At 54.1% G+C, this 643-nt stretch carries 1 rRNA gene; it reads left to right on the top strand.

Annotated elements, in window-relative coordinates:
• Positions 1 to 643 (top strand): 16S ribosomal RNA (locus ACY191_RS14255); the annotation flags it as partial.

The raw sequence follows: 643 nt of genomic DNA, 5'->3' as shown, positions 1-643 counted from the left end.
GTAACGGCTCACCAAGGCCACGATGCATAGCCGACCTGAGAGGGTGATCGGCCACATTGGGACTGAGACACGGCCCAAACTCCTACGGGAGGCAGCAGTAGGGAATCTTCGGCAATGGACGAAAGTCTGACCGAGCAACGCCGCGTGAGTGAAGAAGGTTTTCGGATCGTAAAACTCTGTTGTTAGAGAAGAACAAGGATGAGAGTAACTGTTCATCCCTTGACGGTATCTAACCAGAAAGCCACGGCTAACTACGTGCCAGCAGCCGCGGTAATACGTAGGTGGCAAGCGTTGTCCGGATTTATTGGGCGTAAAGCGAGCGCAGGCGGTTTCTTAAGTCTGATGTGAAAGCCCCCGGCTCAACCGGGGAGGGTCATTGGAAACTGGGAGACTTGAGTGCAGAAGAGGAGAGTGGAATTCCATGTGTAGCGGTGAAATGCGTAGATATATGGAGGAACACCAGTGGCGAAGGCGGCTCTCTGGTCTGTAACTGACGCTGAGGCTCGAAAGCGTGGGGAGCAAACAGGATTAGATACCCTGGTAGTCCACGCCGTAAACGATGAGTGCTAAGTGTTGGAGGGTTTCCGCCCTTCAGTGCTGCAGCTAACGCATTAAGCACTCCGCCTGGGGAGTACGACCGCAA

It is taken from the genome of Staphylococcus sp. TCBT05, assembly GCF_055179755.1.
The sequence above is the reverse complement of the archived record's forward strand: the minus strand, read 5'-3'. Positions and strand labels throughout refer to the sequence as shown.